Here is a 23370-nt window from a genome sequence, read left to right as displayed (position 1 = left end):
CCCAGCACCCTCGCCTTCCCTGCCCGCCCCGCCCGCCGCCTGCCGGAGGAACGCCCGTGCACCCGCCCGTGACGACCGGATTCCCGGTGCCTCCCGAGGACCGTCGGCCCCCGCCGCGCACCGGCCGGACGCGAGCCCATTGGGAGGCCGCCGCCGACCGCCCGCCGGAAGCCCTGCCGCCCCTCACCCGCCCGGACGGGGCCGCGGTGAACCCGCCCGGCACGCCCCGGCCGGTCGTCGGAGGTCCGGATGTCCTCCCCGGGTGAGCTCTTCGCCTCCGGCGCGTCGCACTACGCCCGCTACCAGCCGCGGTACCCGCGGGAGCTCTTCGACTTCCTCGCCGAGGCCTTCGGGCTGGACGGGACCCAGACGGCCCTCGACCTCGGATGCGGACCAGGCATCCTCGCCCTCCCGCTGTCCCGGCTGGTCGCCCGCGTCATCGCCGTGGACCCGGAACCGGGCATGCTCGAAGAAGGCCGGTCGATCGCCGGACGGCAGAACGTCGGCACCATCCGGTGGAGGCGGGGAGACTCCTCGGACCTGCGCGCGCTGGGCCTTCCCCCGCTGGACCTCTGCGTCATGGGCAGATCGTTCCACTGGATGTCCCGCGAGCAGGTCCTCGCCGACCTCGACGGCCTCGTCAACCCTGAGGGCGGCGTGGTCATCGTGGCCACGGAACCGACCGGGACGGCGTGGTCGCGCGCCGTGGACGAGGTGCGGGAGGCGTACCGCACGCTCCCCGGCGGCGGAGACGACGGCTCCCGCCCGGAGCAGGAGGAGTCGAACCGCGAGATCCTCCGGCGCTCCCCCTTCCCCCGCGTCACGGCCGCGCACTGGACGTACCGCATCGACCGCACCCTCGACGAGGTCATCGGCCTCCAGTTCTCGCACTCCTCCTTCACCCCCGCCCGGCTCGGCGGCCGGAAGGACGCCTTCGAACGGGACCTGCGGACGGCGCTGGCCGGCATCAGCCCGGACGGCCGCTTCGAACAGACCGTCCGCACCGAGGCGTTGACCGCGACGCGGCGGCATCGAGGCCTCCGCCCCGGCCGGACTCCGTCCGCGCGATCATGAGCGGAGCCAGACGGCCGGTGCGGCGACAGCGACCGTGCCGAGGCCGGGCATGAGACGCGGAACCCGGATCCTGTCCATGGCGGGGCGGGACGCCCGGGTGGTGCCGGTCCGGCCGGAACCGGTCGTCGAGGTCGCCTTCGACGGCCTCCGGCGCGGCCCCCGCCACCCCGCCGGGCCGGCCCGGCGGTTCGCCCGGGCGGTGCGCTACCGGACGGACAGGAGCGCTGCCGAGGCCTATACGGTGGCCTCCGTGCGGGAGTTGGCCACCGCCGAAGGCTTGTGAGGCCGTCCGCGCGGCCGGGTCCGCCGACTCTTCCGATGAAGTACCACGGGTTGAACGCATTGTGCGGCCACGGGGGTTCACGCACAGGGGCCGATTCAGCCGTTCTCGGTCCGGCCACCGTACCCGTCCGTAAGCGGACCGGCGACGGCTAGTTTGACCGTGACAACGAGAGGCGGCCGCCGGGCAGCCGGCGCCGCCCTGGCGAAAGGTGCCCGACATGCAGGTGAGCGTCGACCGGGACCGTTGCTGCAGCTCCGGCATGTGCGTGACGAACGCCCCCGCGGTCTTCGACCAGGACGAACGGGACAGTCTTGTGAGGCTCCGTCAGACCGTCCTGCTGCCCGAGCAGTTCGACGACGTCAGACTCGCCTCCGAGCTCTGCCCGGGCCGGGCGATCACCGTCACCGGGGACGAGCCCGCGCGGACCGGGGCCTGACGGACCCCCGCCGCAGGCCGCCGGGAACCTTCCCGGGCCCCGAACCCCACGAGAACACCCGCGACGTGAGGAGACCCCCGCCGTGACCACCGCACCCACCACCCCCGCCCTCCCACTGCCGGCCCGGCACTCCGGCGGCTGCCCGTTCGGCCCGCCGCCCGCGTACCCCGAGGCCGCCGCCACCGGGCCGGTGACCAGGGCCGTGCTGCCCGACGGCGACCTCTGCTGGCTGGTCACCGGCATCGCCGAGGTCCGCACCGTGCTGTCCGACCGCCGGTTCAGTGCCGACATACGCCACCCGACCTTCCCGCTGCTGATCGCCGGCGCTCGCGAGCTGATCACCGACAATCCGGACTTCCTGCGGCTCGACGACCCCGAGCACGCCCGCCAGCGCCGCATGCTCACCGGGGAGTTCCTGGTCAAGCGGGTGGAGACGCTGCGCCCGGAGATCCAGCGGATCGTGGACGGGGCACTGGACCGGATGACCGAGGGCCGGACCACGGCCGACCTGGTCACCGACTTCGCGCTGCCGGTGCCCTCGCTGGTGATCTGCCTGCTGCTCGGCGTGCCGTACGAGGACCACGACCGCTTCCAGCGCCTGAGCCGCACGATGCTCAACCGGGAGAGCACCGTGGAGCAGCTCCGGGAGGCCCAGGAGGAGGTCCATGACTACCTGCGCGACCTGACGGCCCGCAAGCGCGCACAGCCGGAGGACGACGTCCTCAGCCGACTCGCGGCGCGGGACGACCTGACCCCGGTCGACGTGGCCGCCATGGGCGTGCTGCTGCTGGTCGCCGGGCACGAGACGACCGCGAACATGATCGCGCTGTCGACCGCGCTGCTGCTGGAGCACCCCGAGCAGATCCCCGGCCTGGCCGACCCGGCCACCCTGCCGGGCGCGGTGGAGGAGCTGTTGCGGCTGCTGACCATCGTGCACACCGGCCTGCCCCGGGTGGCGCTGGAGGACGTGGAGCTGGGCGGCGTCACCGTCCGGGCCGGGGAGGGCGTGATGGCGATGCTCTCCACCGCCAACCGGGACGAGGCGGCGTTCGGCGGCGCCGGCCACCGGGCGACGGACGAGCTGGACGTGTACCGGGACGCCCGGCGGCACCTGGCGTTCGGCTTCGGCGTGCACCAGTGCCTGGGCCAGCCGCTGGCCCGCGCCGAACTCCAGATCGCCCTGGAGACGCTGTTCCGCCGGCTGCCGGGGCTGCGGCCGGCCGGCGAGCGCGAGTTCCGTACCGAGTCGTTCATCTACGGGATGCGGTCACTGCCCGTGACCTGGTGAGCGGGGCCCGAGGGAGAACTCTCACCGGAGTACCGGCCGGATCCCTGGCTAGTTGAGGTGGGGAAACGGCTCGTCCGGGACCGGCACGCCGAGGAAGGGGGCGAGCCGTTCGTACCCCTCGCCCCCGACGACGTCGAGGACGAGCAGGTCGTCGGCCCGGTCCGCGAAGTACCGGGCCACCTCGGCGACATGCCGCCGGTACACCCCGCGGAACCGCTCCGCGTGGAACGCGTGGCAGCCGTACACCGCGGCCCGCAGGAAGCGCTGGAGGTCGCCTTCGAGACGGACGTCCCGGCCGTCGCCCCGGTCCGGCAGCGGTCGTTCCCAGTGCGTCCGGCAGGACCGCAGCCAGCTCTCCTCCTCGCGGACGGTCAGCACGAACCTGCTGCCCGGCCAGGCGAGGTCGAGGTCCTGGTAGTACGGCACGACGGTGATGTCGGTGAGGCCGTCGTGCGATTCGAGCAGCGGGAACCGCGCGCTGCCGGCCAGCAGCGTCCGGTAGGTGGCCCCGTCGACCGGGTAGTGGACGACGTCGAACCCCAGGACGCCCAGGGCCGCGGTCAGGGAGCGCGTGCCCGTGCGCGTCAGACCGAGGCCGAAGACCTTCGGCGGGCGCGGGAGGCCGCCGCCGCGCTCGGACGGGACCGGCTGGAAGCGCTCGGAGGGGACAGGCTGGAAGCGCTCGGAGGGGACCGGCTGGAAGGAGGATGCGCTCACATGGGAACCCAACGACGCGGAGCCCGGCGGGGGTACGGAGCCGCCCGGCATCGTGTCGTCACGGTGCCGGCCTCGTTCTAGCGGGTGTGAACGATCCGTCCCGCCCCGTCGCCTCCCGCGAGGGCCTCCCCGGGGCCACGGTCTGGCTGACCGGCCTGCCCAGCGCCGGCAAGTCGACGATCGCGTGGGCCCTCGCCGCGCAACTGCGGGCCGAGGCCCGCCGGATCGAGGTGCTGGACGGGGACGAGATGCGCGGACTGCTCTCGGCCGGCCTCGGCTTCTCCCGCGCCGACCGGGACACCAACGTCCAACGGGTGGGCCTGGTGGCCGAGTTGCTCGCCCGCAACGGCGTCCTCACGCTGGTGCCGGTCATCGCCCCGTACGAGCAGGCCCGCGAGGCGGTGCGCAGGCGGCACGAGAAGTCGGGGACGGCGTACCTGGAGGTCCATGTCGCGGCGCCGGTCGAGGTCTGCGCCCGGCGCGACGTCAAGGGCCTCTACGCGCGGCAGCGCGAGGGGCTGCTCACCGGCCTGACCGGGGTGGACGACCCGTACGAGGAACCGGAGCGGCCGGACCTGAGGCTGGACACGGACCGGCAGAGCGAGGCCGAGTCGGTCAGGGCGCTGCGCGCGCTCCTGACCGACCGGGGACTGTGCGCGCCGTGACGGCCGGCGGCGCTCCGCCCGACGGACCGGGCACGGGCCCGCCCGGCCTCTCCCAGCTCGACCTGCTGGAGTCGGACGCCGTGCAGATCATCCGGGAGGCGGTGGGCGAGTGCGGGCGGCCCGTGCTGCTCTTCTCCGGCGGCAAGGACTCCATCGTCCTGCTGCACCTGGCGCGCAAGGCGTTCGGCCCCGCGCCGCTGCCCTTCCCGCTGCTCCACGTCGACACCGGGCACAACTTCCCGGAGGTCCTCGCCCACCGGGACAGCGTGGTCGCCGCCCACGGGCTGCGCCTGCACGTCGTCTCCGTCCAGGAGTTCATCGACGACGGGCGGCTGCGGGAGCGGCCCGACGGCAGCCGCAACGTGCTGCAGAGCGTCCCGCTGACGGCCGCGATCGAACGGCACGGGTTCGACGCGGTGTTCGGCGGGGCCCGCCGGGACGAGGACCGGGCCCGGGCCAAGGAGCGGGTGTTCTCGATCCGCGACGGGTCCGGCGGCTGGGACCCGGGGCGCCAGCGCCCCGAGCTCTGGCGGCTCTACAACGCCCGGTGCGGCCCCGGCGAACACCTCCGGGTCTTCCCGCTGTCCGACTGGACCGAGCTCGACGTCTGGCAGTACATCGAGCGCGAGGACATCGGCCTCCCCGCGCTCTACTACGCCCACCGGCGGAGGGTGTTCGCCCGCGCGGGCATGTGGCTCACCCCCGGTGCCTGGGGCGGCCCGGGGGAGGGCGAGCGGCTGGAGAACCGGCTGGTCCGCTACCGCACGGTCGGCGACATGTCCTGCACCGGAGCCGTCGAATCGGACGCGACGACCCCGGCCCAGGTCATCGCGGAACTCGCGGCCTGCCGCTCGACGGAGCGCGGCGCCACCCGTGCGGACGACCGGCTCTCCGAGGCGGCGATGGAGGACCGCAAGCGGGAGGGGTACTTCTGACGAACGCCCGCCGCTGCCCCCGGGCCCCCGGGCCTCCGGGCCCGGGGGCAGCGGCGGGCGCGCCCCTGGTCGTCGCCGGGCTCCGGGTCCGGCGACGGGAGCGGCGGTCGTTCAGCGGTTGACCGCCCGCATCCCGTCCTCGTCGTAGCGCTCGCCCGCGACCTCGGGCAGCTCGGCCTCGATGCGGGCCAGGTCCTCGGCGGTCAGCTCGACGTCGACCGCGCCCGCGTTCTGCTCCAGGTAGCTGCGGCGCTTGGTGCCCGGGATCGGCACCAGGTGCTCGCCGCGGGCCAGGACCCAGGCGATCGCCAGCTGGGCCGGGGTGACCTGCTTCTCCGCGGCGATCTCCTTCACCTTCCCGGCGAGCCGGAGGTTGGCCGCCAGGTTGGCCTCGGTGAAGCGCGGGTTGGTGCGGCGGAAGTCGTCCTTGTCGAGCTCGTCCGGGGAGCTGAAGCGGCCCGCCAGGAAGCCGCGGCCGAGCGGGGAGTACGGCACGAAACCGATCCCGAGCTCCCGGCAGGTGGGGAGGACCTCGGCCTCCACGTCCCGGCTCCAGAGCGAGTACTCGCTCTGGACGGCGGTGACCGGGTGGACGGCGTCGGCGCGGCGGATGGTCTCGGCGCTCGCCTCGCTCAGTCCGATGTACCGCACCTTTCCCTCGGCGACCAGTTCGCCGAGCGCGCCGACGGTCTCCTCGATGGGCACGCTCGGGTCGACCCGGTGCTGGTAGTACAGGTCGATGCGGTCGGTGCCGAGCCGCGCGAGCGAACCGTGGACGGAACCGCGGACGTGCTCGGCCGAGCCGTCCTGGCGGCCCACGGTCGACATGTCGCCCGGAACGGCGCCGTCCATGCGGTAGTTGAACTTCGTGGCGATCACGTACTCGTCACGGTGTCCCCGGACGGCCTCGCCGACCAGGGACTCGTTGGTGAGCGGCCCGTAGACCTGCGCCGTGTCGAGGAAGGTGATGCCGAGGTCCAGGGCGTGCCGGATGGTCGCGACGGCCTCGTCCTGGTCGGCGGTGCCGTAGAAGGCGGACATCCCCATGCAGCCGAGGCCGATGGCCGACACCTGGAGGTCCCGCAGACTGCGCTGTTGCATGTGACGTGCCAGCCCTTCGTCCCGATCTTCCCGCGGCCCGACGCCTTCCGACGCCCCGGTCCGGGTGACCGGTCGGCCTCGTCTTCCGGAGAGGACCTTACGGTGCCGGGGCCTTCCGGCGGCGGACCGGCACGGCCGGGTGCGGGAGGCCGGTGCGGGGCCGCCGCGACGACTTCCGCGATCACGGCCACGGCTACGCGGACAGCGGCCCCGCGCCCGGGACGGGCGGAGTCCCGTCCTCGGCCGCCGCCAACGCGCCGCGCGCCGCGAGGAGTTCGCGGAGCCGCTGGTGGGGGAGTGCGGGGGAGCGGTGGCCGTCGCGGCCGGTCGTCTCCTCGGCGGTGACCAGGGCGTTCAGCACCGCCTCCTCCACGGCCTGGACGACGGCCTCGTAGAACGGGTCGATCCGGCCCCAGGGGATGAACCGCAGGGTGTCGTAGTCGGTGTCGTCGGGCTCACCCTGGGGGAAGGAGCTGCCCAGCGCGCCGGGGTTGGCGGTGGAGAAGGCGAGGAAGACGTCGCCGGAGAAGTGGCCCCCGCTGGTGCCGGTCCGGGCCAGGCCCAGCGGCACCCGGCGGGCCAGTGCCTTGCACTGGCCGGGCAGCAGCGGCGCGTCCGTGCCGATCACGACGATCACCGAGCCGGCCCCGCCGGGGGCGAACCAGTCGTCGTCCTCCATCGGGTTGTCCGCCGACAGCGCCCGCCCGACCGGGACGCCGCAGACCACGAGTTCGCGCCGGTCGCCGAAGTTGGCCTGGACGAAGGCGCCCACGGTGTAGTCGGCGGAGCCGTAGCGGACGACCCGGCTGGCGGTGCCGGAACCGCCCTTGAAGCCGTAGCAGTTCATCCCGGTGCCGCCGCCGACGCAGCCCTCCTCGACCGGCCCGGCCGCCGCCGACTCGATCGCGGCGATCGCGTGCTCGGCGCGGACGTGCGGTCCGTTGATGTCGTTGAGGTAGCCGTCCCAGGTCTCGGCGACCACCGGCAGCAGCCACTGCCGGGCCAGGTCGGGCCGGTGGGCGGCGGTCCAGTCGACGACGCCCCGGTGCACGGTGCCGACGGCGTGGGTGTTGGTCACCATGACCGGGCCGTTGAGCGCGCCGGTCTCCTCGATCCAGGTCGTCCCGGTCATCTCGCCGTTGCCGTTCAGCGCGTACCAGCCGGCCGCGCACGGCGTGCCCACGCCCTCGCGTCCGCGCGGGAGCACCGCGGTGACGCCGGTGCGGACGTGCTCGCCCTCGACGAGCGTGGTGTAGCCGATCCGCACGCCGGGGACGTCGGTCAGGGCGTTGGCGGGGCCGGGGGTGCCGTCCAGGAGCAGGCCGAGGGCGCGGGCCCGGGGGCGTCCGGACGGGGTGGAGAGCGTGGTCATGTGGATCCTTCCTCGCGGGGCAGGGGCAGGGGCAGGGGCAGGGGCAGGGGCTGGGGCGCGGGAGGTCAATCGCGGGGGCGCGCGGCCGGGCCGTCCACCGCCCGGTCGGGGCGCAGGTCCGGGCAGCCGGTCGCCGTCCGGGCGTAGCCGAGCAGCAGCTCCAGCGAGCGCTCGGGGGTGAGCGAGGCGTTGCGGGAGACGATGTGCAGGCCGTAGCCGTCCTCCAGGACGACCAGGTTGGCGGCGAGGTCGAGGGCCGGCGCGGTGGGCTCGAAGTGGCCCTGGGCCCGGCCGATCTCCAGGATGCTCGCGTAGAGGGCGACCTGACGGTCGAACAGGCTCTGCGCGAGTGCGGAGTAGACCGGGTTGTCGTGCGTGGCCGAGCTGAACTCGTACAGCACCAGGGCGAGTTCGTCGTCCGGGCCGTCCGGGAGGCCGAGCCGGGCGCAGGCCACGAGCTTGTCGCGGGCGTCCGGCAGCGCGGCCGCGACGGCGCTGCGGCTGGTGAAGAAGCGGTCGGCGGCGCGCTGGTAGACCTGCTGGAGCAGCTCGCCGATGTCGCTGAAGTAGTAGCTGACCGAGCCCCGGGCGACGCCGGCGGCGTCCGCGATGTCGGCGACGCGCAGCTGCGCCAGGCCGTGCCGTCCGACGGCCTCGGTGGCCGCGAGGACCAGCTGTTCGCGGCGGGCGGCCTGGTTCTTTGCTCGGGCCATCGCATTCCTTGTCACTGATGTCGGATCACGTCGTACCTCTTGACGTGGAACTATCGCAGAACTTTGACTTCTATGCCAAAGAACTCCGACGAAGTTTCATGGACTCGGAAGGAGCACGATGGCCGATCCCCGCGCCACGGACCCCGCCGCCACCGACCCCGCCACTGCCGCCACCGGCCCCACCGCCCCGGGCTCCGCGCCGTCGGCCGGCTACGCCCAGGACCTCTCCCGCGCGCTCAGCCTGCGCGAGAACATGCTGATCACCCTCTCCTCGGTGACCCCGGCCTCCAGCGTGTTCATCGTGATGCCGGCGGTGATCCGGGGCCTCGGCGGCGCGGCGGCCGTGGCCTTCGCCCTCGCGGCGGCGGTCGGCGTGCTGATGGCGCTCTGCTACGCGGAGCTGTCCAGCGCCTTCCCGGTCACCGGGGGCGAGTACGCCTTCGCGGCGCGCACCCTCGGCCGGTCCACCGGGTTCGCGCTGTTCGCGCTCAGCCTGCTCGGCGGGGTGCTGGTCACCGCCGTCATCGCCCTCGGCACCGGCAGCTACCTGGGCGTGCTCTGGAGCGCCCTGGACGGGAAGGGGACCGGGCTGGCGGTGATCGCGCTGGCCTCGCTGGTCGCGGTGCTCGACATCCGCACCAACGCCTGGGTCACCGGGGTCTTCCTGCTCCTGGAGCTGGCGGCGGTCGCGGTGCTGGCCGTGCTCGGCTTCGTCCACGTCGACCAGCCGGTCTCGGTGCTGTGGACCCCGCAGGCGCTCGGCGGCGCCGGCGGCGACGTGCTGGTCGGGGCGTCCTGGGGGCTGGTCGCCTCGTTCACGACCACCGCGATCTTCGCCTACAACGGCTACGGCACCGCCGTGTACTTCGCGGAGGAGACCAGGCGGGCGTCCTCGATCGGCCGGGTGGTGCTCTGGTCGCTGGGGATCACCGTCGCCGCCGAGTGCCTGCCGCTGGTCGGGGTGCTGCTGGGCACGCCGAGCATGAGCGGACTGATGTCGGCGGCCTCACCGATGAGCTACTTCCTGCTGGAGCGGGCCGGTTCCACCGTCAACACGGTGGTCAGCCTGGGCATCGCCGTCGCCGTCGTCAACGCGGTCATCGCGATCATGCTGCAGAGCGGACGGCTGCTCTTCTCCTCGGCCCGCGACCGGGCCTGGCCGGACCGGGTCGGCGCCCCGCTCGCCTCCGTCCACCCCCGGCTGCGCACGCCCCTCGCGGCGACCCTGACCATGGGCGTGGCCACGCTGCTGGTCGGCTGGCTCGTCTCGCTCGACACGCTGATCCTGGCCACCGGCTCGACCCTGGTCGTGGTCTATGTCCTGGTCGCGCTGTCGGCGCTGTCCGGCCGGATCAGGGGGACCACCGCCACGGCCCCCTACCGGATGCGCGGCTGGCCGTACGTCCCGCTGGGCGTCGTCGCGATCATGCTCTACGTCGGCTACGAGTCGGTACGGGCCGACTGGCGCCCGATCGCCATCGCGGTCGGGATGACGGCCGTCGGCTACGCCTACTACTACGCCTACCTCCACCCCCGCCGCGCCGACCGCTGGACCATGCCCGACCCGGTCCGGGAGGAGGACGGGGGCGCCACCGGCTGAGGCCCCGGGCGGGTTCCACCGGGACCGGGGCACGCGACGGCAGCGGCGCCGAGGCCCTCCGCGGTGACGTACCGCGGAGGGCCCGTGCGGGTTCAGCAGCCCAGGTGGTCGCCCGGCACGGTGCCGAGCAGCTGGGTGAAGCGCTGGTAGGCGTCGATCCGGCTCTGCACCTGCGCGGGGTTGCCGCCGTTGCACTCCAGCGAGCCGTTGATGCTGCGGATCGTCTCGCCGAAGCCGTAGCCGTTGACGATCGCGTTGTGCGGGGTCATGGTGCCCGGCCCGTTCTGGGTGTTCCAGTACCAGAGCGCGGTCTTCCAGGCGACGGCCGGGTCGGTCTGCACCAGGTTGGGGTTGCGCAGCAGGTCGATGCCGAGGGCGTCGCCGGCCGCCTTGTAGTTGAAGTTCCAGCTCAGCTGGATCGGGCCGCGCCCGTAGTACGCGGCCTGCCCGGCCGGGCAGCCGTACGGCTGCGAAGTGTCGCAGTAGTGGGGGTAGTTGGCGGTGTTCTGCTCGACCACGTAGACCAGGGCGCCGGTCTCGTGGTTGACATTGGCCAGGAAGGCCGCGGCCTCCTGCCGGCGGACGGTGTCGCTGCCGGTGGCCGCGAAGGCGGGGTAGGCGGAGAGGGCGTCGATCAGGCCCTGGTAGGTGTAGAAGGCGTTCCGGTTCGGGAACATCTGGTTGAACTGGGCCTGGCTGACCGGGAATCCGCCCGGGTTCGGGGTGCCGGTGGACGTCGGCGTGGCGGTCGGGCTCGGGCCGGTGCCGCAGCCGCCCTGGTCGGACCAGACGCCGGAGCCGCCGGTGCTGGGCGGCTCGTTCTGGGTCCACCACTTGGCGAGCCAGTTGTGGCCGTTGTAGGAGACGGCGGCGCCGCCGGTGTAGACGGCCGAGGAGCTCCAGGGCGTGGCGCAGACGGCGGCGCTGGCGTTGGTCGCGGGCAGCAGCAGGAGCGCCGTCAGCGCCGTGGCGACGGCGGAGAGCAGTGCGAGCAGGCGTTTCGTGGACACTTGATCACCCCTTGTGCGGTGTGGGGCCGCACGGTCGTGGAGGTAGGGACGTCGGGGCAGGGGAGCCGGGCCCCGCGGGGTGGGGGCACGTCGTGGGGGACGGGCCGACCGGGGTGCGGGCCGGTGCGGGGCTGCCCCAGACTCAAGCGGAGTGGTCTATACCTGTCAAGGGGTTCCGGGCAAAAGACGCCCCCGCGAGCGGCGCGGTGGGCGGCGCCGGGGCGGTGGGGCGTGCGGACGCCGGCCCGGGTGGTCACAGGTCCGCGAGGTCCGCGAGGTTGGCGATCAGGTCGGCGAGTCCGGCGTCCAGCGGGATCAGCGGGCGCCATCCGGTCGCGGCGCGGAACCGCGAGGAGTCCGCGACGGTGCTCCGCAGGTCGGTCGGCAGCGCGTGCTCCGGCGGGGGGACGGAGACCACCGGCACGGCGGGACGGCCGGTCCGCACCGCGACGCCGTCGGCGATCGCCCGGAAGACCCGCCCGAGCGGCTCCCCGTGCCCGGTGCCGAGCACCCAGTGCCGGCCGGCGACCGCGTCGGGCCGGTCCAGGGCGGCCAGGAAGGCCCGCCCGGTGTCGTCGACGTGGAGCAGGTCGCGCCGCACGGAGCCGTCGTGCCACATCGTCAGCGGCTCCCCGGCCAGGGCGCGGCGCACCATCGTCGCCAGCACCCCCCGGTCGCCCCGCCCCGCCGGTGCGCCGCGGCCGTAGACCGTCGGCAGCCGCAGACAGGCGCCGCGCACCGCGCCCTCGGCCGTGGCGGCCAGCAACTCCCCTTCCGCCGCCGTCTTCTGGCGGTCGTACGGGCTGGCCGGGGCGTCCGGCGCGGACTCGTCGACCGGGATCGGCGCGTCCGGCCCGGCCTGCGAGGTCGAACCGGCGAACAGGACGACCACGGGGGCGCCGCCGCGCCGTGCGCGCTCCTGCCGGAGGGCCGGCAGGAGCGAGCTCATCACGCCGGCGTTGGTCCGCCCCAGGGCCTCCTCGGGCTGGCCGGCGCCGCGCCACCCCGCGCGGTGCGAGACCAGGTGGACGACCGCGTCGGATCCGGCGACGGCGGCCCGGAGGGCCTCGGGGTCCGTCACGTCGGCGGCGACCACCTCGACCTCGGCCCGCCCGGCGGGCGGCACGGCGACCGCCCCCCGGGCCACCGCGCGCAGCCGGAGCGGGCGTTGGGCGAGCGCCCCGAGGACGACGGAGCCGACGAAGCCCGAGGCGCCCAGCACGGTGACGCGGGGGCGGCGCGCCGCCGCGGCGGGGCCGCTCACGCCGCGCCGGCGCCCGCGTCGGGGCCCGCGCCGGGCGCCGTGGACCGCCGGTACAGCGCCTGCCAGTAGTAGCTCCACGGGACGGCCCCGCCGTCGGCGACGGTCTCCCAGCGCGGCCCGGGGCGGTAGGACGAGAGGAACTTCGGCGCCAGCGCCTCGACGGCGCGGCTGTCGTGGATGTCGAGGACGTCCCGCAGCAGCCCGGTCGCCAGGGCCATCCGGACGACCTCCTCGCCCTGGGCGTGGTTGTCCAGCTCCTTCTCCAGGTACTTGCCGACCGGGTTGTTCACGTAGAGCGCCGCGCACCGGCGGTCGACCAGGTCGAGGTAGTTGAGCACCGTCCCGGGCGGCATCTCCGCGAACGAGTCGATGTTGAGGCAGAGTTCGAAGCGGCTCCCGCCGAGGGCCCGGTCCAGGTCGTCCGTGTCGTCGACCGGGACGAACCTGACGCGCGCGAAGTCCTCGGGGGCGAGCACCCTGCCGAGGTACGCCCGCGACAGCGAGAGCACGCGGGCCAGGTCGACGATGCAGTACTCCTCGACGCGGTGGTTGGCGAAGATCGCGTGGCAGGTCCGGCCGTAGCCGGCGCCGATCTCCAGGACGCGGGCGCCGTCCAGCGGGAGGTGGCGGGAGATGAAGTCCAGTTCGTGGACGGCGAGCAGGTAGTCCATGCAGACCCGGTCGCCGTCGTGGGTCACGGTGATGGGCGAGCCGAGTTCGCGGCCGCGGATCCGGCGCAGGCGGGACCGGTTCTCCGGCGTGAGCCGCGTGGCGAGTTCGAAGATGAGCGCCTTGAGGTAGCGGACGCCGTTGACCTGCGGATCCCAGAGGGCGAGCTTGAAGTTCACCGGCTCGGACTTGAAGGATCCGAGCTCGGCCACGCCCTGCTCGGTCACCTTGACGGAGTTGTTGTATTCCCACAGTGCGCTGGGGGCGTACCTGTCATCCATGGCTGCCGATGCTAGGAGGCCCGGCCGACGGGGGCTTCCTCGATCGTGCTGTTCCCGGCCGGCCCGGCCGCCCGCGGCCCCCGCCGCCCCGAACACAGCACTCCGCGAGAAGTGCGGCCGTCCGCCGCGGTGCCAGAATCACCGGGATTCGTCCGAGCTCGGAGGGCCCGTTGCGCGTACTGTTCGTCACCGCACCGTTCCGCTCGCACCTCTACGTGCAGACGCCGCTCGCCTGGGCGCTGCGCACGGCCGGCCATGAGGTCCGGGTCGCCTGCTCGCCCCGCCTGACCGAGGACGTCGTCCGCACCGGGCTCACGCCCGTGCCGATCGGCGAGGAGGTCGACCTCGGGGACCTGATGGCGCGGTCGGAGCCGGAGCGCGCCCCGGCGGCGCCGGCCGGGGGCCGGAAGTCGCACCAGAGCGACTACCCCCTCGGCGACCCGACCGCCGAGCTGGCCTCCAACGCGGCCGGCTGGCGGACGCTGTTCAACCCCGACTCGTCCTTCGACGACCTGGTCGCGTTCGCCGAGCTGTGGCGCCCCGACCTCGTCGTCTCCGACACTTTCGTCTTCTCGGGCGCGCCCGCCGCCCGCCGGGTCGGGGCGGCGCACGCCCGCATGCTGTTCGGCGCGGACGGGCTCGGCCAGCTGCGCACGGCCTGCCGCGCGCAGTGGCGGGCGCAGGGCTCCGACTGGGACGGCGTCGATCCGCTGCGGGAGTGGCTGGAGCCGGTGTTCGGCCGGTTCGGCGTGGAGTTCGACGAGGAGGCGGTCCTCGGGCAGTGGACGGTCTTCCCGATGCCCACCTGGGTCTGGCGCCCGGCCGGGATCCCGTACGTCCCGATGCGGCACGTCCCGTTCAACGGCCCGAGCGCCACGCCGTCCTGGGTGTACCGGCGCCCTGAGCGGCGGCGGGTCTGCTTCACCCTCGGACTGGCGCACCGGGAGGGCCGCGGCCACGGGGTGTCCGCCTCGCCGCGCGAGGTCTTCGACGCCATCGCGGACCTCGACGTCGAGGTGGTCGCGACCCTCGCCCCCGGTCAACTCCCGCCGGGGCTCCGCGTTCCCGACAACGTGCGGGTGGTCGACTTCGTCCCGCTCAACGACCTCCTGCCCACCTGCGCGGCCGTCATCCACAGCGGCGGGGCGGGGGCCTTCGCGGCCGCCGTCGAACACGCCGTCCCGCAGCTGATCGTGCCCAACGTGTACTGGAGCGAGAAGTGGTGGGGGCCGGTGGCGATGGCCTCCGGGCTGGAGGAGCAGGGCGCCGGCCGCTACGTCGCCGACGCCGACGGGCTGACCGGCGAGCTGCTCCGCTCCGAGCTGCGGCGGGTCCTGGAGGACCCGGCCTTCCGGGAGGGCGCCGCGCGGGTGTCCGAGCAGTCCGCCGCCCTGCCGAGCCCGCACGACCTCGTCCCGGTCCTGGAGGGGCTCACCGCCAAGCACCGCTACCCGGCCTGACCCCCGCACCGGCCCGCCGGGCCACCCACCCCGCCCCGGGGCCGCCGGCTCACCGCCGGGCCGGGCCGCCCCGGGACCCGCCCGGCTGACGGACCCGCTCCGCCTGCGCCAGCAGGTAGCGCCGCTCGGGGTCGCTCTCGGTGCGCCGCGCCGCGGCCTCGTAGGCGGCCCCGGCCTCGGCGGGGCGGTCCGCGAGTTCCAGCAGATGGGCCCGGACGGTGTCGACCCGGTGGTTCTGCGCCAGCGCGGGGTCGTCCGCGACCTCGGCGAGCACCTCCAGCCCGGCGAGCGGGCCGTGGACCATGGCCGTCGCCACCGAACGGCTGAGCGTGACCACCGGGCTCGGCGCGATGCGCTCCAGGATGCGGTACAGCATCAGGATCTGCGGCCAGTCCGTCTCCGCGACGCCGGGCGCCTCCGCGTGCAGGGCGGCGATCGCGGCCTGCAACCGGTACGGGCCGGGCCCGAAGCGTTCGAGGGTCCGGGCCACCAGGGCGACCCCCTCCGCGATCGCGTCCCGGTCCCACCGGGTGCGGTCCTGGTCGGCGAGTGGGACGAGCGCGCCGTCCGGTGCGGAGCGGGCGTCCCGCCGGGCCTCGGTCAGCAGCATCAGCGCGAGCAGCCCCGCCACCTCGCCCTCCTGCGGCAGGGCGCGGTGCAGGTCGCGGACCAGGCGCAGCGCCCACGCCGTCAGGTCCGGGCGCACCACGTTCGACCCGCTGGACGCGGTGTGCCCCTCGTTGAAGATCAGGTACAGCACCTGGAGGACCACCTGCACCCGCGCGGCGCCCTCCTCGCCGACGGGCATCCGGAACCCGCCCCCGACCTCCTTCACCCGCTGCTTCGCCCGCCGGATCCGCTGGCTCATGGTGGCCTCCGGCACCAGGAAGGCACGGGCGATCTCCGCGGTGGTCAGCCCGCCGACCGCACGGAGCGTCAGCGCGGCCTGGGCCTGCGGCGAGAGCTCGGGGTGGCAGCAGAGGAACAGCAGGCGCAGGGTGTCGTCGGTGTCGCCCGGGCCGGCCTCGTCGGCCGCGGGGACGGCCGGCTCGCCGGCGGCCGACCGGGCCACCACCACGGCCTCGCGCCGGTGCCGGGCGCTCTCGCTGCGGATCACGTCCTGGAGGCGGCGGGTGGCGACGGTGAGGAGCCAGGCGACCGGGTCGTCCGGCACCCCGTCCCTCGGCCACTGCACGACCGCGGCGAGCTGCGCCTCCTGCATGGCGTCCTCGCAGTGGTCGAACTGCGTGGGGTGGCGGCGGGTGAGCAGGCCGAGCGCGCGCGGCGCCGACCGGCGCAGCAGTTCCTCGACGACGACCGCCACCCGGACCTCCCCAGCGTTGCGGTCCAGGCTAGCCGATCACCGCCCTCCGGACCCGGCCCGCCGGCACTCCCGGTAGTCGGGCAGCAGCCCGGCGGAGCGGGCCTCGGCGAGCGACGGCGCGTCCCGGTCGCGCGCCGAGAGGAGCGTCCGGGACGCCTCGGGGACGGGCAGGGCCAGCGCGGGGTCGAACGGCGACAGCGCCAGCTCGTTGCGCGGGACGTACTCCCGTGACAGCAGGTAGGACACGACGGTGTCGTCCTCCAGCGCGAGGAACAGGTGCCCCACGCCCACGGGCAGGTACACGGCGCGGTACCGGTCCGGGCCGAGCTCGACGGAGTCCCACCGCCCGAAGGTCGGGGACCCGACCCGCAGGTCGACGACGACGTCCAGGGCCCGCCCGCGCGGGCACGTCACGTACTTCTCGCAGCCGGGCGGGGTGGCCGTGTAGTGCACCCCGCGGAGCACCCCGCTCCGCGACCGGCTGTGGCTGGCCTGTCGGACGGCGAACAGCGTCCTCCCGGTGGCCGCGCGGAAGTCCGCTTCCTGGTAGCCGGACAGGAACTCCCCCCGGTCGTCGGGGAAGACGCGCGGGGTGAACTCCAGCGCGCCCTCGACCGCCAACTCCCGTACGTCCATGGCACTCCTCTCCTCGCGGTCCGGCCGGGGAAGGGCGTTCCCCGGCCGGGTGGGCCGCGGTCAGTCGACGCGTACCTCGGGGACGTAGCGGATCCACCGGCCGCCGGCCTCGCGGAACGCGGTCTCCTTGGCCATGATCTCGTCCGCGTGGTTCCAGGCGAAGAGCAGCGCACAGTCCGGGTACGGGTCGGCGAACGCCTCGGCGGGGCGCACCGGGATGTGCGTTCCGGGGGTCAGGCGGCCCTGCTTGGCCGGGGTGGTGTCGCAGACGAAGGAGACCAGGTCGGGGCCGATGCCGCAGTAGTTGGCGACCGTCGCGCTCTTGGCGGTCGCGCCGTAGGCCACCACGGTGCGGCCCTCGTCGCGGAGCCGGGTGAGCAGCGCGAGCAGGTCGTCCCGGACCGCCGCCACGGCGTCGGCGAAGCCGCGCAGGGTGTCCGGGGCCGCGAGCCGCCGCTCCTCCTCGTGGGCGAGCAGCTCGCCCACGGCCGGCGAGGGGCGCCGGGTGCCGGGCCGGGCGAGGGTGTACCTGATCTCCCCGCCGTGCACCGGCAGTCGGCGGACGTCGACGAGCTCGAAGCCGAAGCGTTCGGCCATCGCGTGGACGGAGCGCGCGGTGAAGAGGTAGAAGTGCTCGTCGTAGATCTGGTCGAAGGAGGTCTTCTCGACGACGTCGCCGAAGTACGGGTCCTCGAAGACGAAGACGCCGTCGGGCGCGAGCAGCGCGTCGACGCCGCGGAAGACGGACTCCAGGTAGGGGATGTGACAGATGGTGTTGGCCGCGTAGATCACGTCGGCGGGGCCCTCCGCGCGCCGGACGTCGGCGGCGGTCGCCTCCTCGAAGAAGTCGCCGCGCACCCGCACGCCGGCTGCGCGCGCGACCTCGGCGACCTTGCGGGAGGGTTCGAAGCCGAGGTGGCGGACGCCGGCCTCGCCGACGGTCCGGAGCATCACCCCGTCGTTGCAGCCGATCTCGACGGCGAAGGCGCCGTCGCGGGCCAGTTCCGAGGCCAGGAACTCGCCGGCGGTGCGGGCGAAGTGCTCGCGCATCACGGCCGACCCGGACGAGTAGTACGGGTAGTCCTCGTGGAACATCCGCTCCCTGGGCACCTCGTCGACCAGCTGCACCATGGTGCAGGCGGTGCAGCGGGCGACCCGGAGCCGGTAGAAGAACTCGTCGGCGACGGGCGTCCGCGCCGGGAAGGCGTCGGAGAGCGGTTGGCGGCCGAGGTCGAGGAACTCCTCGGTCGCCGCGCCGCAGATCCGGCACGGGTGCGGTGGGGTGGGCGGGGCGGGCGGCGCGGTGTCGATCCGGTCGGTCATCGTCGGGCCTCCATCGTCATCGTCGTCGGCACGGCTGCGGCTGCGGGCTCGGGGGAGCGGGAGGTCAGAGCCCGGCCAGGACCTCGCGCAGGGCCTCGATCACCCGGTCCTGGAGGTCCGGGGGCAGCGAGGGGTACATCGGCAGCGAGAAGATCTCGCCGGCGAGCCGCTCGGTCACGGGCAGCTCGCCCTCGCCCACGCCGAGGTGGCGGAACCCCTTCATGGTGTGGACGGGCCACGGGTAGCTGATGTTCAGGGCGATGTCGTGCCGGAGCAGCTCCTTCAGGACGAGGTCGCGCCGCGGGTGGCGCACCACGTAGAGGTAGTGGACGTGCTCGTTGCCGGGCGTGGTCCGGGGCAGCACCAGGCCGTCGGGGGCGGCGAGGTCGGAGAGCGCCTCCTCGTACCGGCGCGCCACGCTCCGGCGGCCCTCGATGTACGCGTCCAGGCGGGTCAGTTTGCGCCGGAGGATCTCGGCCTGCACCTCGTCCAGCCGGCTGTTGTGGCCGGGGGTGTCGACGACGTAGTAGGTCTCCTCCATCCCGTAGTAGCGCAGCCGCCGCAGCGCGCGGTCGGTGTCCGGGTCGCGGGTGACCACGGCCCCGCCGTCGCCGTACGCGCCCAGCACCTTGGTCGGGTAGAACGAGAAGGCGCCGGCGTCGCCCATGGTGCCGGCCGTCCGGCCGCGGTGGCGTGCCCCGTGCGCCTGGGCGCAGTCCTCCAGGACCGCCAGGCCGTGTTCGCGCGCCACCCGGAGCACCGCGTCCATGTCGACGCACTGGCCGTAGAGGTGGACGGGGACGATCGCCCTGGTGCGGTCGGTGACGGCCGCCTCGAGCAGGTCGGTGTCCATCAGGCAGTCGTCCTCGCGCACGTCGACGAAGACGGGCACCGCCCCCACGGCGTCGATCGCGACCACGGTCGGGGCGGCCGTGTTGGACACCGTGACGACCTCGTCGCCCGGCCCGACGCCGAGCGCTTCGAGCCCGAGGACGATGGCGTTGGTGCCGTTGTCGACCCCGACGCAGTGGTCCAGCCCGTGCCAGGCGGCGAACTCCGCCTCGAAGCCGCGCACGCTCGCGCCGAGCACCAGCTGCCCGGAGCCGAACACCGTCTCGACGGCGTCGAGCAGGTCCTCGCGTTCGTTCCGGTACTCCGGAAGGTAGTCCCATACCCGCGTTGTCATCTGCGCCCTCCTCGGTGGGTCAGCGCCGCCCGGCGGGGCGGGCGGCGCGGGTGCTCATGTAGTCGTCGTCCCGGTCGATGCGCAGCGCCCGCGCACTGAGGTGGTCGACGGCGTCGGGGTAGGTGTAGGGCTGCATGAACCACCCGGCCCGGACGTCCCGGTAGAGCCGGGCCAGGCTCGAACTCCCGGCGTACGAGGCGCCGCCGACGATGGTGAGGCAGTCGTTGACGATGTCGGGCGCGAGCCGGTTGAGCGTCAGCTTCGCGCACTGGAACGCCGTCATCATCCGGGGGCCGCGCACGGCCGGATCGGGCACGCCGGCGGTCAGCGCGTCGGCCTCGGCCAGGGCCGCGGCGGTGGTGGCGCGCGCCGCGTACAGGCGGGCCTCGACCTCGGCGACGAGCGTGCGGACGGCGGCGGGCGCGCCGGGGCGCTCCCGCTGCCACTCCACGGCGGCGTCCCGCGCGGCCCGGGCGACGCCCAGGTAGATGCCGAGCATGGTGATCGAGCTGACGGTCTGCCCGGCCAGCGCGGCGTCGCCGCGTTCCCCGACCGGGCCCCGCACCAGCACGTCGGCGTCCGGTACGGGGCACCGGTCGAAGGCGATGTCCCAGGTGCCGGAGGCGCGCATCCCGAGGCCGTCCCAGGTGTCCAGGACGGTCAGGCCGGGGGTGCCGAGGGCGACGAGGGGCGCCGCGAGGCAGGTGCGGCCGTCCGCCTCGACCAGGGCGTAGGCGAAGAAGTGGGTGGCCACCGGGGCCATGCTCACCAGCGTCTTGCGGCCGGAGAGCAGCCAGCCGCCGGAGCCGTCCGACTCCAGCCGCGTCACGGTGCCCGGGGGGTCCTTGACGGCGCCGCACACCCGCGCCTCGCCGGTCGCCATGGCGCGCAGCACCCGCTCGGCGAGCGCCGCCGCCTCCGGCTTGCCGTTGCGCCACTCGTACGCCAGCGTCAGGCCCCGGCTGAACTGGACGTGCAGGGCGAGCGCCGTCGAGGCGTCGGCCCGGGCCACCTCCTGGAGCGCCAGGGCGACGTCGTGGAGGCGGTCCACGCCGAGCCCGCCGAGCTCCGCCGGGACGGTGCCGCCGAGCACGCCGGCGCGTGCGAAGCGTTCGAAGACCTCGACCGGGAAGGTGCCGGTCCGGTCCCGTACGTCGGCGTCGGCGCGGATCGCCGGCACCTGCTCGGAGACGAGGCCGAGCAGCCTGCGGCCCGCCTCGCTGACCGGCGCGGACAGGTCCGGGCGCGCGGCCTCGTTCGCGGCCTCCGTCAGCACAGTTCGCCTCCCGTTTCGTTCCGGCCGGTCATCGCGCTCGCACCGGCGGTTCAGAGGTACTGGGTGTTCGGCGCCTGGCCGCACAGCAGCCGGCCGTAGAGTTCCAGGTTGGTGTTCGGGTGCATGACGGCGTGCAGGTGGAGGGTCCGGACGTCCCGCTCGATCCGCTGGATCGGCACGTCCAGGTAGACCGAGGACGCCCCGCTCGCGGTGGCCAGGATGTCCACCGCCTCCTTGACGCGCGCGCAGACCGCGCCGGTCTCCAGGCGGGCCAGGGCGCGCTCCTCCAGCGTCCAGGGCTCGGCGGCGGCGTTCTTCGCGTCGACGAGGTCCGCGAGGCGGTAGCAGTGGAACTCCGCCTCGTCGATCTTCACCGCGGCCTCCGCGACCTGGAGGTGGGTCAGCGGCGCCTCGCGCTGGTCGGTGTAGTCGGTGTAGGTGATCCGCCGGTCGGGGAGGCGCTCGAAGAAGGCGTCCTTCGCGGCGATCGCGAGGCCGAGGGCGGTCGCGCTCACCGTCGCGCAGGCCGTCGGCATGATCGGGGCCCGGTAGATCTCCGAGCCGGCGTTGCTGCCCGCCCCGCCGCCGCCGATCATGACCGGCTCCATCGGGATGTAGCGCTCCGCGGGGACGAAGACGTCCCGCGCGACCGTGGTGACGCTGCCGGAGCCGCGCAGCCCCACGGTGTGCCAGTCGTCGACCACCTCCAGGTCGGAGACCGGGATCAGCGTCATGATGGGCCGGGGGGCCGCGTCGGGGGTGAGCAGGACCGCCGCGTTGGTGTCCCAGGTGCTGTGCTGGACGCCGCTGTTGAACTTCCAGGAGCCGTTGACGAGGATGCCGCCGTCGACCGGGACGGCGGTGGCCGTCGGGCTGATGATGCCGCTGACCAGGGCGTCCGGGGAGGCGAGGACCCGGTCCTGCACCTCGTCCGGGAAGAGAGCGGCGACCCAGGCGCTGATCGACCAGACGCCGGCCGTCCAGGACGCGGCGCCGTCGGCGCGGGCCAGCTCCACCAGGAGCTCGGCCTGGGTGCGCATGTCGACCTCGAAACCGCCGAGGCGCCTGGGGATCCGGGTGCGGAGCAGGCCGGCGTCCGCCAGGACCGAGACGGTCTCCTTCGACAGGCGCCGGTTCTCGTCGCCCCAGGGCGCGTTGTTCCTCAGGACCGGCGCCACCTCGCGCGCCCGGCGGAGGATCTCGGCGCGGTCGGGGACGGCGGTCGTTGCGGTGGTGTCCGTCATGACGTGCTCTCCCTGGTGAAGGACGGGGCAGCGGAATTCGGGGCATGGCGGGGGCGGGTCCGCCGGTCGCGCGGTGGCGGTCCCGCACCCCGTGGACGGCGTCGCGGGGGGATCGGAGCCGGTGGGATCAGAGTCGGACGGCGCGCGTGGTCAGCGCCGAGAGCAGGGTGCGGGCCTGGACGTTCACCCGCCCGCCGCGGGTCACCAGCGCGGAGAGCTGACCAGGCGTCACCCAGCAGTACCCGGGCGGTGGTTGGGACGGCGCCTGCGCTCCGTCCGCCTCCACGATGGCGTAGCGGCTCACCGCGTTCAGGAAGCGGCCGCCCTCCTCGGAGTGGAGGGCCGAGTAGCGGACGCGGGAGGGCGCGGCGGTCTCGACGACGTCCAGGAAGTGGTGGCGGGGCCCGCGGGGGCGGCCGCGATGGTGCTCCGGGGTGCACTGCACCGTCGGCGCGAGTTCCGCGATCTCCTGGAAGCCGACCTCCACGCCGGCCCGGGCCAGCAGGTGCGGCACGCCCGAGAAGTACCGCAGCACGAAGGCGCTCAGCCCCAGCCGTACGGGTTCGACCAGCGGCTGCGTCCACTGGGCCACCTCGCGGCTGCCCGCCTCGACGGCCACCGCGACCACGCGGAAGTGGCGGTCCGGCACCCGGCGGATCGCGTGCGCGGTCCGCACCCAGCCCCCGGTGTCGCGCAGCGGGACGCGCCGCACCCGCAGCGAGCGGCGGGCCCGCTCCGCGGCCAGCCAGCCCTCGATGTGCTCCACGGAGATCAGCCCGCTCGCTCCCGAGGCGGGGAGGGGGAGGCAGGAGAGCACCGTGCGGGCGTCCATGTTGACGAGGTTGTCGCGGTGCAGCAGCGCGGCGATCCGGTCGAGGGTCAGCCAGCGGAAGTTCTCGGCGACCGGCACCTCCTCGTCGACCAGCACGATCGTGTTCCGGTTGAACTTCCGGTTGAACCAGTCGCCGTGCTCGGACTGCAGCACGTCCGCGACGGGACGCCCCCGGGACGGATCGAGGAAGTACTCCAGGTAGGCGACCGGCGCGCCCTTGTGCACGCCGGTGTAGTTGCTGTGGGTCGCCTGCACGGTGGGGGAGAGCTGGACGATGTTGGGGTTGCCCGGCTCCATCTTCGCCTGCATCAGGTAGTGGCGCACCCCGCCGAAGTCCTTGGCGATGATCCCCAGGATGCCGACCTCGGGCTGGTCGATGATGGGCTGGCGCCAGGTCGGCACCGGGCCGTCGGCCGTCTCCACCTCGACGCCCTGGATCGAGAAGAAGCGCCCGCTGTCGTGCACCAGGTCGCCGGTGTCCGGGGCGAAGGACCACCCGCGGAGCCGGTCGAACGGGATGCGCTCGACCCGGAAGCGGTCGGCCCGCACCCGGGCGGACAGCCAGTGCGCTATCTCGTCGGCCGAGGCGCCCGGACCGTCCCGGCCCGGTGCCGCGACGGGGCGCCGGGTGAGGGCCGGAAGCCGGGTTCCGATGCCTCCACGAACCGTACCGATGGTGCT

Annotated in this window: 22 protein-coding genes; 8 read left to right on the top strand and 14 right to left on the bottom strand. The window is 74.3% G+C overall.

Translation table 11 applies throughout. The features are described from left to right. Window positions 1-249: 249 nt before the first annotated feature. From ACFVXH_RS26500 to ACFVXH_RS26485, 4 genes are all read left to right on the top strand, one after another. Window positions 250-1074, top strand: coding sequence for a class I SAM-dependent methyltransferase (locus ACFVXH_RS26500; RefSeq protein WP_387827743.1), 825 nt, complete (start codon window positions 250-252; stop codon window positions 1072-1074). Window positions 1075-1123: 49 nt separating this feature from the next. Beyond that, entirely contained in the window at window positions 1124-1357 is a 234-nt protein-coding gene (locus ACFVXH_RS26495; protein ID WP_387827740.1) for a hypothetical protein, read from the top strand. Between the two features lie 217 nt (window positions 1358-1574). Continuing rightward, a complete protein-coding gene (locus tag ACFVXH_RS26490) occupies window positions 1575-1793 on the top strand; it encodes a ferredoxin (protein WP_049653036.1) in 219 nt (72 codons plus the stop codon). Window positions 1794-1875: 82 nt separating this feature from the next. Beyond that, window positions 1876-3081, top strand: a complete 1206-nt coding sequence (locus tag ACFVXH_RS26485; RefSeq protein ID WP_387827737.1) for a cytochrome P450 — start codon at window positions 1876-1878, stop codon at window positions 3079-3081. 48 nt (window positions 3082-3129) lie between these two features. On the opposite strand, the gene ACFVXH_RS26480 is transcribed toward ACFVXH_RS26485, so the two are convergent. Further along, window positions 3130-3798, bottom strand: coding sequence for a sulfotransferase family protein (locus tag ACFVXH_RS26480; protein WP_387827735.1), 669 nt, complete (start codon window positions 3796-3798; stop codon window positions 3130-3132). A gap of 86 nt (window positions 3799-3884) precedes the next feature. On the opposite strand from ACFVXH_RS26480, the gene cysC reads away from it, so the two are divergent. Further along, window positions 3885-4463: an adenylyl-sulfate kinase gene (cysC, locus tag ACFVXH_RS26475; RefSeq protein ID WP_049653039.1), complete on the top strand. Its 579-nt coding sequence runs from the start codon at window positions 3885-3887 to the stop codon at window positions 4461-4463. Beyond that, window positions 4460-5398, top strand: coding sequence for a sulfate adenylyltransferase subunit CysD (gene cysD, locus ACFVXH_RS26470; protein WP_387827732.1), 939 nt, complete (start codon window positions 4460-4462; stop codon window positions 5396-5398). The genes cysC and cysD overlap by 4 nt, the downstream gene beginning before the upstream one ends. Before the next feature lie 111 nt (window positions 5399-5509). On the opposite strand, the gene ACFVXH_RS26465 is transcribed toward cysD, so the two are convergent. From ACFVXH_RS26465 to ACFVXH_RS26455, 3 genes are all read right to left on the bottom strand, one after another. Continuing rightward, window positions 5510-6499, bottom strand: coding sequence for an aldo/keto reductase (locus tag ACFVXH_RS26465; protein ID WP_387827729.1), 990 nt, complete (start codon window positions 6497-6499; stop codon window positions 5510-5512). Window positions 6500-6692: 193 nt separating this feature from the next. Next, window positions 6693-7871 (bottom strand): P1 family peptidase, encoded by a 1179-nt coding sequence (locus ACFVXH_RS26460; RefSeq protein ID WP_387827726.1) that lies wholly within the window; start codon window positions 7869-7871, stop codon window positions 6693-6695. 65 nt (window positions 7872-7936) lie between these two features. After that, the gene (locus ACFVXH_RS26455; protein WP_387827723.1) at window positions 7937-8584 is read right to left on the bottom strand and encodes a TetR/AcrR family transcriptional regulator; all 648 of its coding nucleotides are present in this window, start codon (window positions 8582-8584) and stop codon (window positions 7937-7939) included. A 118-nt stretch (window positions 8585-8702) separates the two neighbouring features. On the opposite strand from ACFVXH_RS26455, the gene ACFVXH_RS26450 reads away from it, so the two are divergent. Continuing rightward, the gene (locus ACFVXH_RS26450; RefSeq protein WP_387827720.1) at window positions 8703-10184 is read left to right on the top strand and encodes an APC family permease; all 1482 of its coding nucleotides are present in this window, start codon (window positions 8703-8705) and stop codon (window positions 10182-10184) included. A 92-nt stretch (window positions 10185-10276) separates the two neighbouring features. Here the strand turns inward: ACFVXH_RS26450 and ACFVXH_RS26445 are convergent, their stop codons facing one another. The 3 genes from ACFVXH_RS26445 to ACFVXH_RS26435 form a co-directional block, all read right to left on the bottom strand. Then, the gene (locus ACFVXH_RS26445) at window positions 10277-11194 is read right to left on the bottom strand and encodes a glycoside hydrolase family 19 protein (RefSeq protein WP_387827717.1); all 918 of its coding nucleotides are present in this window, start codon (window positions 11192-11194) and stop codon (window positions 10277-10279) included. A gap of 253 nt (window positions 11195-11447) precedes the next feature. Beyond that, a complete protein-coding gene (locus tag ACFVXH_RS26440; protein WP_387827714.1) occupies window positions 11448-12458 on the bottom strand; it encodes an NAD-dependent epimerase/dehydratase family protein in 1011 nt (336 codons plus the stop codon). Then, window positions 12455-13408 (bottom strand): putative sugar O-methyltransferase, encoded by a 954-nt coding sequence (locus ACFVXH_RS26435; protein ID WP_387827711.1) that lies wholly within the window; start codon window positions 13406-13408, stop codon window positions 12455-12457. The genes ACFVXH_RS26440 and ACFVXH_RS26435 overlap by 4 nt, the downstream gene beginning before the upstream one ends. Window positions 13409-13578: 170 nt before the next feature. Between ACFVXH_RS26435 and ACFVXH_RS26430 the strand changes: the two genes are divergently transcribed. Continuing rightward, on the top strand, window positions 13579-14868 hold the full coding sequence (locus ACFVXH_RS26430; protein ID WP_387827708.1) for an activator-dependent family glycosyltransferase: 1290 nt from the start codon (window positions 13579-13581) through the stop codon (window positions 14866-14868). Window positions 14869-14917: 49 nt separating this feature from the next. Here the strand turns inward: ACFVXH_RS26430 and ACFVXH_RS26425 are convergent, their stop codons facing one another. The 7 genes from ACFVXH_RS26425 to ACFVXH_RS26395 all read right to left on the bottom strand — a co-directional run bounded on the left by ACFVXH_RS26425 (window position 14918) and on the right by ACFVXH_RS26395 (window position 23343). Continuing rightward, window positions 14918-16192 (bottom strand): RNA polymerase sigma factor, encoded by a 1275-nt coding sequence (locus tag ACFVXH_RS26425; protein WP_387827705.1) that lies wholly within the window; start codon window positions 16190-16192, stop codon window positions 14918-14920. A 36-nt stretch (window positions 16193-16228) separates the two neighbouring features. Further along, window positions 16229-16828, bottom strand: coding sequence for a dTDP-4-dehydrorhamnose 3,5-epimerase family protein (locus ACFVXH_RS26420; protein WP_387827702.1), 600 nt, complete (start codon window positions 16826-16828; stop codon window positions 16229-16231). 60 nt (window positions 16829-16888) lie between these two features. Beyond that, entirely contained in the window at window positions 16889-18151 is a 1263-nt protein-coding gene (locus tag ACFVXH_RS26415) for a class I SAM-dependent methyltransferase (RefSeq protein ID WP_074002844.1), read from the bottom strand. A 64-nt stretch (window positions 18152-18215) separates the two neighbouring features. After that, on the bottom strand, window positions 18216-19337 hold the full coding sequence (locus tag ACFVXH_RS26410; RefSeq protein ID WP_074002843.1) for a DegT/DnrJ/EryC1/StrS aminotransferase family protein: 1122 nt from the start codon (window positions 19335-19337) through the stop codon (window positions 18216-18218). Between the two features lie 19 nt (window positions 19338-19356). Further along, the gene (locus tag ACFVXH_RS26405; protein ID WP_074002842.1) at window positions 19357-20613 is read right to left on the bottom strand and encodes an acyl-CoA dehydrogenase family protein; all 1257 of its coding nucleotides are present in this window, start codon (window positions 20611-20613) and stop codon (window positions 19357-19359) included. 50 nt (window positions 20614-20663) lie between these two features. Further along, window positions 20664-21857, bottom strand: coding sequence for an acyl-CoA dehydrogenase family protein (locus ACFVXH_RS26400; RefSeq protein ID WP_049650264.1), 1194 nt, complete (start codon window positions 21855-21857; stop codon window positions 20664-20666). Window positions 21858-21984: 127 nt separating this feature from the next. Then, entirely contained in the window at window positions 21985-23343 is a 1359-nt protein-coding gene (locus ACFVXH_RS26395; protein ID WP_074002960.1) for an NDP-hexose 2,3-dehydratase family protein, read from the bottom strand. Window positions 23344-23370: the final 27 nt, after the last annotated feature.

Origin of the sequence: Kitasatospora sp. NPDC058184, from assembly GCF_042883725.1 — a bacterium.
GTDB lineage: Bacteria > Actinomycetota > Actinomycetes > Streptomycetales > Streptomycetaceae > Kitasatospora.
This window is presented reverse-complemented; position numbering and strand designations above follow the sequence as displayed.

Bases quoted from the DNA above. Each gene is read 5' to 3' on its own strand.
- ACFVXH_RS26500 (WP_387827743.1), top strand. From the start codon at position 250: ATGTCCTCCCCGGGTGAGCTCTTCGCCTCCGGCGCGTCGCACTACGCC.
- ACFVXH_RS26495 (WP_387827740.1), top strand. From the start codon at position 1,124: ATGAGACGCGGAACCCGGATCCTGTCCATGGCGGGGCGGGACGCCCGG.
- ACFVXH_RS26490 (WP_049653036.1), top strand. From the start codon at position 1,575: ATGCAGGTGAGCGTCGACCGGGACCGTTGCTGCAGCTCCGGCATGTGC.
- ACFVXH_RS26465 (WP_387827729.1), bottom strand. From the start codon at position 6,499: ATGCAACAGCGCAGTCTGCGGGACCTCCAGGTGTCGGCCATCGGCCTC.
- ACFVXH_RS26460 (WP_387827726.1), bottom strand. From the start codon at position 7,871: ATGACCACGCTCTCCACCCCGTCCGGACGCCCCCGGGCCCGCGCCCTC.
- ACFVXH_RS26455 (WP_387827723.1), bottom strand. From the start codon at position 8,584: ATGGCCCGAGCAAAGAACCAGGCCGCCCGCCGCGAACAGCTGGTCCTC.
- ACFVXH_RS26450 (WP_387827720.1), top strand. From the start codon at position 8,703: ATGGCCGATCCCCGCGCCACGGACCCCGCCGCCACCGACCCCGCCACT.
- ACFVXH_RS26435 (WP_387827711.1), bottom strand. From the start codon at position 13,408: ATGGATGACAGGTACGCCCCCAGCGCACTGTGGGAATACAACAACTCC.
- ACFVXH_RS26420 (WP_387827702.1), bottom strand. From the start codon at position 16,828: ATGGACGTACGGGAGTTGGCGGTCGAGGGCGCGCTGGAGTTCACCCCG.
- ACFVXH_RS26415 (WP_074002844.1), bottom strand. From the start codon at position 18,151: ATGACCGACCGGATCGACACCGCGCCGCCCGCCCCGCCCACCCCACCG.
- ACFVXH_RS26410 (WP_074002843.1), bottom strand. From the start codon at position 19,337: ATGACAACGCGGGTATGGGACTACCTTCCGGAGTACCGGAACGAACGC.
- ACFVXH_RS26400 (WP_049650264.1), bottom strand. From the start codon at position 21,857: ATGACGGACACCACCGCAACGACCGCCGTCCCCGACCGCGCCGAGATC.